8 protein-coding genes and 1 pseudogene are annotated in these 9,353 nt (G+C 70.7%); 4 read left to right on the top strand and 5 right to left on the bottom strand.

The genetic code is table 11. The features are described from left to right. The first annotated feature begins 110 nt into the window (after nucleotides 1–110). The 3 genes from ACYSUO_RS42190 to ACYSUO_RS42180 all read left to right on the top strand — a co-directional run bounded on the left by ACYSUO_RS42190 (nucleotide 111) and on the right by ACYSUO_RS42180 (nucleotide 2,244). Nucleotides 111–374 (top strand): GlsB/YeaQ/YmgE family stress response membrane protein, encoded by a 264-nt coding sequence (locus ACYSUO_RS42190; RefSeq protein WP_266724405.1) that lies wholly within the window; start codon nucleotides 111–113, stop codon nucleotides 372–374. Between the two features lie 143 nt (nucleotides 375–517). Next, entirely contained in the window at nucleotides 518–1,327 is an 810-nt protein-coding gene (locus ACYSUO_RS42185; RefSeq protein ID WP_461781499.1) for an SAM-dependent methyltransferase, read from the top strand. Nucleotides 1,328–1,422: 95 nt separating this feature from the next. Then, a complete protein-coding gene (locus tag ACYSUO_RS42180; protein ID WP_461781498.1) occupies nucleotides 1,423–2,244 on the top strand; it encodes a PaaX family transcriptional regulator in 822 nt (273 codons plus the stop codon). A gap of 9 nt (nucleotides 2,245–2,253) precedes the next feature. Here ACYSUO_RS42180 and ACYSUO_RS42175 read toward each other — a convergent pair whose 3' ends face one another. From ACYSUO_RS42175 to boxC, 5 genes and pseudogenes are all read right to left on the bottom strand, one after another. Further along, nucleotides 2,254–3,111, bottom strand: a complete 858-nt coding sequence (locus ACYSUO_RS42175; RefSeq protein WP_461781497.1) for an amidohydrolase family protein — start codon at nucleotides 3,109–3,111, stop codon at nucleotides 2,254–2,256. Further along, entirely contained in the window at nucleotides 3,111–3,944 is an 834-nt protein-coding gene (locus ACYSUO_RS42170) for an AMP-binding protein (RefSeq protein WP_461781496.1), read from the bottom strand. The genes ACYSUO_RS42175 and ACYSUO_RS42170 overlap by 1 nt, the downstream gene beginning before the upstream one ends. Before the next feature lie 118 nt (nucleotides 3,945–4,062). After that, nucleotides 4,063–4,731, bottom strand: a pseudogene (locus ACYSUO_RS42165) (AMP-binding protein); the annotation flags it as partial. Between the two features lie 33 nt (nucleotides 4,732–4,764). Continuing rightward, complete coding sequence (boxB, locus tag ACYSUO_RS42160; protein WP_461781495.1) at nucleotides 4,765–6,183, bottom strand: benzoyl-CoA 2,3-epoxidase subunit BoxB; 1,419 nt, start codon at nucleotides 6,181–6,183, stop codon at nucleotides 4,765–4,767. A gap of 2 nt (nucleotides 6,184–6,185) precedes the next feature. Beyond that, complete coding sequence (gene boxC, locus ACYSUO_RS42155; RefSeq protein WP_461781494.1) at nucleotides 6,186–7,847, bottom strand: 2,3-epoxybenzoyl-CoA dihydrolase; 1,662 nt, start codon at nucleotides 7,845–7,847, stop codon at nucleotides 6,186–6,188. Between the two features lie 143 nt (nucleotides 7,848–7,990). Here boxC and ACYSUO_RS42150 point away from each other — a divergent pair. Beyond that, a partial coding sequence (locus tag ACYSUO_RS42150) for an NAD-dependent succinate-semialdehyde dehydrogenase (RefSeq protein ID WP_461781493.1) occupies nucleotides 7,991–9,353 on the top strand: 1,363 nt, incomplete at its 3' end.

Below are 9,353 nucleotides of genomic sequence, written 5' to 3'. Positions count from 1 at the left end.
CTCAACCGTCGTCGGCGGGACTGCGTCCCTCATCCCGGGGAACACGTAAATCGACATTCGACAGCTGTGTCGAAACGTCGAAGTGTCGGATCAAGGGGAGGCAGACAGGTATGGAGATCTCCGGCATCTTCACCGCGATCGTCATCGGCATCGTGATCGGCGTGCTGGGCCGGCTGGCCATTCCGGGCCGCCAACGCATCGGCATCCTGTGGACGCTGCTGGTCGGCATCGCCGCGGCGCTCATCGGAACCGGCCTCGCCGGCGCCTTCGACGTCGCCGAGACCGACGGCATCGACTGGATCGAACTGGCCATGCAGATCGGCCTCGCCGCGGTCGGCGTCGCGGGCGTGGAGAGGCTCAAGGGGCGGCGCTGAGCCGAGCAGCGGGACGCCTGGGGTCTGATCCAAAAGGACGGGCCCCAGGCCGGGAGCAACCTCGGTAAACGGCAACGAAGTTGATCGAGCGCGCTTAGGTTGGTCCTCGCCCCGATTCGCACTGTTCGAAGGAGCCTTCCGGCATGCCCGACTCCGCGTCCCGCGACACCGCCGCCGACCCGCTGCGGACGGACGTCTCCCACTCCGCCCGGATCTGGAACTACTGGCTGGGCGGCAAGGACCACTACGAGGTCGACGCCGAGGTCGGCGGGCAGATCCTCGGCTTCGTGCCGGAGCTGCCCCGCTCGGCCGTCGCCGACCGGCGCTTCCTGGCCCGCGCCGTGCGCCACCTGGCCGGCGAGGCCGGAATCCGGCAGTTCCTGGACATCGGCACCGGCCTGCCCGTCGCGAACAACACCCACGAGGTCGCGCAGGGCGTCGACCCGAGCTGCCGGATCGTCTACGTCGACAAGGACCCGGTCGTCCTCAACCACGCCCAGGCCCTGCTCACCAGCACGCCCGAGGGGGCCACCGACTACATCGAGGCGGACGCGCGGGACCCGGAGGCGATCCTGCGGGGCGCCGCGGCCACCCTGGACCTCGAGCAGCCCGTCGCGATCACCATGCTCGGCGTCCTCAACTTCGTCATGGACACCGACGAGGCGGTCGACATCGTGCGCCGCCTCCTCGACGCCGCCGTACCCGGCAGCCACCTCGTCGTCTCGCACCCGACCACCGAGGTCGACGGCGAGGCCATGACGGCGGCGGTCGAGTACTGGAACAGTCAGGGCTCGGCCCCCATGACACTGCGCAACCGTGAGGACCTCGAGCGCATCTTCAGCGGCGTGGAACTGCTCCCTCCGGGCATCGTCTCCTGCTCCCGGTGGCGCCCCGAGCCCGAGGACGGGGACGTCGAGGTCACCCATTTCGCGGGCGTCGGCGTCAAGCGTTGAGGGTTCCTCGACACTCTACGAAAGTGTGGTGCCACGCCATCGGTCTGTAGCAGGAGTCGGTTACCCTGGGGCAACGCCCAGTGGAGGAGCCCGGATTGACCAGGCCGACCGGATCGGGGAGCGCGCGCTCCCTCCTGCTCACCGTGCTCGGTGAGTACGTACTGCCACGGGACGCCCCCGTCTGGACCTCGGCGCTGTTGCACGTGATGGACGGCCTCGGCGTCGAGGAGAAGGCGGCCCGCCAGGCCCTGAACCGGCTGTCGGCGAGCGGCCTCGTCACCGCCGAGCGGTCCGGGCGGCGGGTGCGCTGGGCGCTGACCGACCACGGCAGGACGCTGTTGGGCGAGGGTGCGGAGCGCATCTACTCCTTCGGGCGCGAGCGGGCGCGTTGGGACGGCCGCTGGCTGGTGCTGCTTGTCAGCGTCCCGGAGAGCAGGCGTGAACTGCGCCACCGGCTGCGCACCCGGCTGACCTGGGTGGGCCTCGGCAGCCCCGCGCCGGGGCTCTGGGTGGGCCCGCACACCGCACGCGAGGCGGAGGCCAAGCAGGTGGTGGAGGAGCTGGGGCTCGGTCCGGAAGTGTCCTCCTTCTGCGGGCCCTTCGCGGGGATCGGGTCCGAGCGGGACATGGTCGAGCAGGCGTGGCGGCTCGGCGATCTCGCCGCGGAGTACGAGGAGTTCGTCCGCGCCTTTGCCGGAATGCGGGCCGAACCCGGTACGGACACCCTCCTCGCGCAGATCCGGCTCGTCGACGCATGGCGCCGCTTCCCGGCCCTCGACCCGCAGCTGCCCCTGGAGCTGCTGCCGCCGCACTGGATCGGCGCCCGCTCCGCGAACCTCTTCACCGAGCTGCACGAGCGCTGGCACGCGGACGCGCAGGCGGAGTGGGACCGGCTGACCGCCCCGGTCACCGGCTGACCGCCCCGGTCACGCCTCCAGCTTGAGCCGGTACACCTGCGCCGCGTTCCCCGCCAGGACCAGGCCCGCGGTCGTCTCGTCCGGGCACAGGGCGGCCACCGCGCGGGCGTTCTTCGCGATGCCCGGCACCCCCGGCCAGTCGGTGCCGAAGATCATGCGGCGGGTGAGACGGGCCCAGTCGTGCTTGCCGTAGTACGTGCGCAGGCGGGACGGCGGAAGACCGGAGAGTTCGATCCACACGTGCTCGTTGGACAGCGCCATGAACGCCGCCGCGTCGTACCACCAGCCGCGCCCGCCATGCGCGAGTGCCACGTCGAGCCGCCGGAAGTCACGCAGCACGTCGTCCAGGAACAGCGGGTCGGCGTACTTGTTGAGGGCGCCGGGGAACGTGCTCGTGCCGCAGTGCACGACGAGCGGGATGCCCACCGACTGGCAGAGCTCGTACGCGGGGTAGAGGCGCCGGTCGTTGGCGGCGACGCCCGCGTGCACGGGGTGCAGCTTGCAGGCGACCGCGCCCAGGTCGAGCTGGCGCTGGAGCTCCTCCTCGATGGGGTAGTGCAGGTGCGGGTTGATGTTGGCGATCGCCTTGGCCCTCGACGGGTCGTAGGACGTGATCGGCAGCAGGTCCTCCACCGGCTGGATACCGGTCGCCCGCGGGCTGTACTCCGACAGCAGCAGCGCGATGTCGACGCCCTCCGAGACGAGATGGCGGTGGAACGCCTCGGGGTTCACCGTGTCGCCGTCGTAGATGCGGGCGAGGAGATCGTGGTCTGCGATGCCCTGCGTCCACTCATCGTACGTGGGTTTCAGCGTGGACAGCCGTGCCGGGTGGAGGTGGACGTCGATCAGCGGGTGGCCGTCCAGCATCAGGTCTCCTCCTGCTGTTCTCGGGCAGCGTTCACATCGCCGGCCGCGCGGGCCCGTAGTTCCACGCGGCGGATCTTGCCGGTCGCGGTCGTCGGCAGCGCCTCAGTGAACAGTACGTGCCGGGGCCGCTTGAACGAGGGCAGTCCGGTGCGGCAGTACGCGATGAGTTCACCTGCGGTGACGTCCTGCCCCGGTGACGTGACGACGTACGCGACCGGTTTCTCCAGGCCGTCCGTGTCCGTCGCCGCGACCACCGCCGCCTGGGCTACGGCGGGGTGTTCCAGCAGCCGCGCCTCGACCTCTGCGGGGGACACCCAGATGCCGCCGGCCTTGAGCATGTCCCCGGTGCGGCCGAGACACGTGAAGTACCCGTCCTCGTCGCGTACGTAGGTGTCTCCGGTGCGCAGCCACTCGCCGCGGAACACCTGGCGGGAGTCGTCGTAACGGGCCCAGTAGCCGGTGGCGACGGAGCGGCCGCGCACGTGCAGGGTGCCGGGTGTGCCGGCCGGGGTCTCGCGGTCCTCCTCGTCGAGGACGCGCAGCTCGTAGCCGGGAACCGGTCGGCCCGTCGTTCCCGGACGGATCGCTCCCGGCGCGTTCGACAGGAAGATGTGCAGCGTCTCGGTCATGCCGATGCCGTCGATGATGTCGACGCCGAAGCGTTCGCTCCAGCGGTGCTGCAAAGCGGCGGGCAGCGGCTCGCCCGCGGACGCGGCGAGCCTGACGCCCGAGAGTACGTCGCCGGGGAGGTCGGCGCGGAGCATATTGGCGAAGAACGTCGGCCCTGCGAAAAACAGTGTCGCGCCGAACTCCCGGGCCCGCGCGGCCAGCAACTCCGGGCGCGCGGGCTCCGGACTCCCGGGCCCGCGCGGCCAGCAACTCCGGGCGCGCGGGCTCCGGTTCGAGCACGGTCGTCGCCCCCACCGCGAGCGGGAACAGCAGCGAGTTGCCGAGGCCGTACGCGAAGAACGCCTTGGCCGCCGACAGGCACCGGTCGCCGGTCCTGATGCCGAGGACCCGGGTCGCGTACGTCTCGCAGACCTCGGCGACGGCGCCGTGCCGGTGCATCGCGGCCTTGGGCGAGCCGGTGGTGCCGGAGGTGTAGAGCCAGAAGCCGGGGGAGTCGGCCGTCGTGGCGTACACGTCGGTGTCCGGGTCCGCCGCGGCCAACTCCCGTAGCCGGTGCACCGGGAGGCTGCTCGTGAGCGTGACATCGTCCCCGGCGAGCAGCCCTCGCAGCTCCGGAGCGTCCGGCACCGCCTTGTCGGCCACCGCCGCGTACGAGGAGCCGACGGCGAGGAACGCCGCCCGTGCGTCCCGCAGCAGCTCGGCGAGGTCGCCCGCGTGCAGCATGGTCGACACCGGCACCGGTATCGCACCGACCCGCAGCGCGGCGAGGAAGACGGTGACGAAGCCGGGGGAGTCGGCCATGAACAGCATCACGCGCTGCTCGGGCCGCAGGCCGATCGCGCGCAGACCGTTCGCCGTGCGGCACACCCGGTCGTGCAGGTCGGCGTAGGTGACCTCGCCCGCGGGGCCGGTCAGCGCGAGGCGGGCGCCGTCCCCGTGGTCGATCCGGCGGTCGAGCAGATAGCGGCACGCGTTGAAGGGTTCGCTCATCGTCGACTCCCCGGTCCTCGGCTTCGGGCGTCCTCAGGTCAGGTGCACGTACTCGTAGTCGAACGGCTTGCCGTTGATGCCCTGGCGCGGCGGAGCGATCCAGGAGGCGATCCGGCCGGGCTCGTGCACGGGCCGCATCAGCGAGCGGATGTACGTCTTGTCCACCTCGGTCGGCAGCCAGGCGCCCTTGGAGTCATTCCACGCATCGGCGGTGAGGAGCGTCCCGTCGGGCGCCGCCTCGACCGCGGCGAAGGCGCCGACCTGCCGGTTGAACGCGATGTGCGGCAGGTACAGCCGCCGGTCGATCCCGGCCTCTTCAAGGAGGCGGTTCCAGCGGTTGAGGCCGCTGTGGCAGTCGCGGATGTACTCGCGGCGCAGATCGGTGTTGAGGCCCACGAGCGCCGCGACCTCCCGCTGCCCGATCGCGCCCTCGACCAGCGCGTCGACCAGGAACGAGTCGTCGGCCAGCGTGTGGTCGTCCCCCCGGCGCTCCTCACCCCAGCGGCCCTTGAGGCCCGAGGTGTAGTAGTTGGCGACGTTCGTCGACGTCTCCGAGCCGAACAGGTCGAGCGAGACCGAGTAGTGGAAGTTGATGTACTTCTGGATCACGTCGAGCGGAATGCCGCCGCAGCCGGTCAGGTCCTCGGTGTCGTGCTCGCGCATCAGCTCGGCCGTGCGCAGCACCACCCGGTCGATGCCGGTGGTGCCGACGAACATGTGGTGCGCCTCTTCCTTCAGCATGAACTCGCACGTGCGCGACAGCGGGTCGAAGGCCGACTCCTTGAGCGTGCCCAGCTGGTACTTGCCGTCGCGGTCGGTGAAGTACGTGAACATGAAGAAGGACAGCCAGTCGGGCGTCTCCTCGTTGAACGCGCCCAGGATGCGCGGCGATTCGTCGCTGCCGGAGTTGCGGTGCAGCAGCTCCTCGGCCTCCTCGCGCCCCTCCCGGCCGAAATAGGCGTGCAGCAGATACACCATCGCCCACAGATGCCGGCCCTCCTCCACGTTCACCTGGAAGAGATTGCGCAGGTCGTAGAGGCTGGGCGCGGTGGCACCGAGGTTGCGCTGCTGCTCGACGCTGGCCGGTTCGGTGTCGCCCTGGATGACGATGAGGCGCTGCAGATCGGCCCGGTACTCGCCGGGCACCTGCTGCCAGGCGGGCTCGCCGCGGTGCGCGCCGAAGGCGATCCGGCGTTCGGGCTTCGGCTCGGCGAGGAACACACCCCAGCGGTAGTCGCGCATGGCTACGTGCCCGAACTGGGCCCAGCCGTCCCGGCCGACGTCGACCGCGGTGCGCAGATACACGTCGTCGGTGGGGAGGGTGGGGCCCATGGAGTCCCACCAGGTGAGGAAGTTGGGCTGCCAGGACTCCAGGGCCCGCTGGAGCCGGCGGTCCTCGTGCAGATCCACGTTGTTGGGGATCTTGTCCGTGTAGTCGGCGGTGAGCGCCATCGTCACACCCGCTTCCGGTCGAATTCGGCGCGCTGTCCGGTGCCGTACCTGCGCAGGGCCCCTTCGGGGCCCGAGGCATTGGGACGGTTGAAGATCCAGTTCTGCCAGGCGGTGAGGCGCCCGAAAATCTTGGTCTCGAGGGTCTCGGGGCCCGCGAAGCGCAGGTTCGCCTCGAGTCCGGTGAGGGCGTCCGGGCTGAACCCGGCCCGTTCCTCCAGCGAGATGCGCACCTCCTCGTCCCAGTCGATGTCGTCGGGGGCGAAGGTGACCAGTCCGAGCCGCTCGGCCTCCTCGGCTTCCAGCGGTCGGCCGGCTGCGTCCTGAGCCGCGGCCAACGCGGGAGCGTCCCCGTAGAACCTGGTCTCGAGGCGGCTCAGCCCGTTGCTCATGGGGAGCGGGCCGAGGTTCATCGGGCCGACGACGAGTGCGGCAGGATCGGCGGCCGGGGCGATCTCCTCGAAGACTCCGGCCAGTTGGAAGGACCGGTCGGCCGCGAGGACGGTCTCCAGGAGCGTCCCGGCGAAGCAACTGCCCGGCTCGACAAGGGCGATGAGGCTGCGGCTGCTCAGGTCGAGGCGCTTCAGCATGCGCTTGAGGTAGAGCGTGATCTCGCGGGCGAGCCAGTCGTCGCGGTGCGCGAGCAGCAGGGCGTCGTGGTCGAGGACGCGGGCGGCGTCGCCCCGGCTCCGTACGACCCAGGTGCCCAACTCCGGTTCGTTGGTGCGCAGATCGAGGACGAGGTCGTCGAGTTCTCGGGCCAGGGCGAGCGGCCAGCTCGCGTCGCCCTGCCGGTGCAGGGCGACGAGGTCGGCCGGCGCGTCCTCCGGTGGTCCTTCGAGCGTGATCTCCACGGTGCGGCGGGCGCGGTCGAGGGTCGCGTGCACGTACCGGTACTCGACCCGGTCCTCGGTCCGGGTCTTCTCCAGCGGGGTGAGGCGGATCCCCTCGGGTTCGCCCGTCGGGCGGTCGGAGAGGGCGGCGGCCTCGGCCGCGCGGGCGGCGACGGTGTGCTCCCACTCCTTGCGCGGCACGGCCTCGTCGACCAGGCGCCACTGCGCGGCCCGCCGCCCGCCCACGCCCTCCGGCTTCGTGGCGAAGTAGTCGGCGCGGTCGCGGCGGACGTGCCGCTTGTCGACGAGCCGGGTCAGACCGCCGGTGCCCGGCAGCACGCCGAGCAGCGGCAGCTCGGGCAGTGACACCGTCGACGAGCGGTCGTCGACGAGCAGGATCCGCTCGCAGGCGAGCGCCAACTCGTAACCGCCGCCCGACGCCGTGCCGTTGAGGGCGGCGAGGTAGGTCTGGCCGGAGTGCGCGGAGGCGTCCTCGATGGCGCCCCGCGTCTCGTTCGTGAACTTGCAGAAGTTCACCTTCCACGCGTGCCTCGATCCGGCCAGCATCCGGATGTTCGCCCCGGCGCAGAACACCTTCTCCTTGCCGCTCGTCACCACGACCGCACGCACCTCGGGGTGCTCGAAGCGCAGCCGCTGCACGGCGTCGTACAGCTCGATGTCGACGCCCAGGTCGTAGGAGTTGAGCTTGAGTTCGTAGCCCGGAACGAGGCCGCCCTGCTCCGCCACGTCCATGGTGAGCGTGGCGACGGCCTCGTCGACCTTCAGCGACCAGTGGCGGTAGTGCGTCGGGGCGGTCCGGAACTCGACGCGCATGGCGGTCCCCCAGTCCTCGATGAGTCCTCGGATGACACAACACTCCACGCTCGGCTGCAGCAGCGTCAATAACCCGTAGTACGTTTCCTGGGGGTGGGCAGGGTCTGGACGGGCGGCGGGAGGCAAAAGGTATGGTCGCGAGCATGACGGCCTACAAAACGGTGAACCCGGCGACCGGCGAGACCCTCGAGGAATTCCCCGAGGCGACCGCGAAGCAGATCGAGGCGGCACTGGCCGACTCCCATGCGGCATACCAGAGTTGGCGCAACTCGCCCGTGGAGACCCGCTCCGCGGTGCTGCACCGCGTCGGTGAGATCTACCAGGAGCGCAAGGACGAGCTCGCCCGCATCATCAGCCTGGAGATGGGCAAGCCGCTCGCCCAGGCCAAGGGCGAGATCGACATCGTCACCAGCATCTACGAGTACTACGCCACCCAGGGCCCCGGCTTCCTCGCCGACGAGGAGCTCTCGGTCAGCGGCGGCGGCACTGCCACCGTGCGCACCGCCCCGCTCGGCTCGCTGCTCGGGATCATGCCGTGGAACTTCCCGTACTACCAGGTGGCCCGGTTCGCCGCGCCGAACCTGATGCTCGGCAACACGATCCTGCTCAAGCACGCGCCCAGCTGTCCGCAGGCGGCCCTCGCGATGGAGCAGATCTTCACGGACGCCGGCCTGCCGAGCGGCGCGTACATCAACGTGTTCGCGACCAACGACCAGGTCGCCGACATCATCGCCGACCCGCGCAACCAGGGTGTCTCGCTGACCGGCAGTGAGCGGGCCGGTTCGGCCGTCGCCGAGATCGCGGGCCGCAACCTGAAGAAGTGCGTCCTCGAGCTGGGCGGTTCGGACGCCTTCATCCTCCTGGACACCGACGACGTGGCGAAGACGGCCCGCAAGGCGGCGATGGGCCGGCTCGGCAACGCGGGGCAGGCCTGCAACTCGCCGAAGCGCTTCCTCGTGCAGGAGGGTCTCTACGAGGACTTCGTGCGCGAACTGACCGCGAACGTCGGCGCGGTGCAGGCCGGCGACCCGCTGGAGCCCGGCACCAAGTTCGGCCCGCTGTCCTCGCGCGCGGCCGCCGACCAGCTCCTCGAGCAGATCAAGGACGCCGTCGACAAGGGCGCTACGCTGCACACCGGCGGCGGCCGTGGCGAGGGCCCGGGCGCGTACGTCGAGCCGACCGTGCTGACCGGCATCACGCCCGAGATGCGCGCCTACAAGGAGGAGCTGTTCGGCCCCGTCGCCGTCGTCTACCCGGTGGCGGACGACGCCGCCGCCGTCGAGCTGGCCAACAGCTCGCCGTACGGTCTCGGCGGCGCCGTGTGGAGCGGCGACGTCGAGCGCGCCAAGCGGGTCGCCGACCAGCTCGACACCGGCATGGTGTGGATCAACGGCTTGGCGGGCACGCAGGCCGACCTGCCCTTCGGCGGCGTCAAGCGCTCGGGCATCGGCCGTGAGCTGGGCAAGTACGGCATGGCGGAGTTCGCGAACAAGAAGCTGATCCGCG

Source organism: Streptomyces sp. UC4497, from assembly GCF_054871485.1.
Note: the sequence above shows the minus strand (reverse complement) of the source record. Positions and strands in the feature narration are given on the sequence as shown.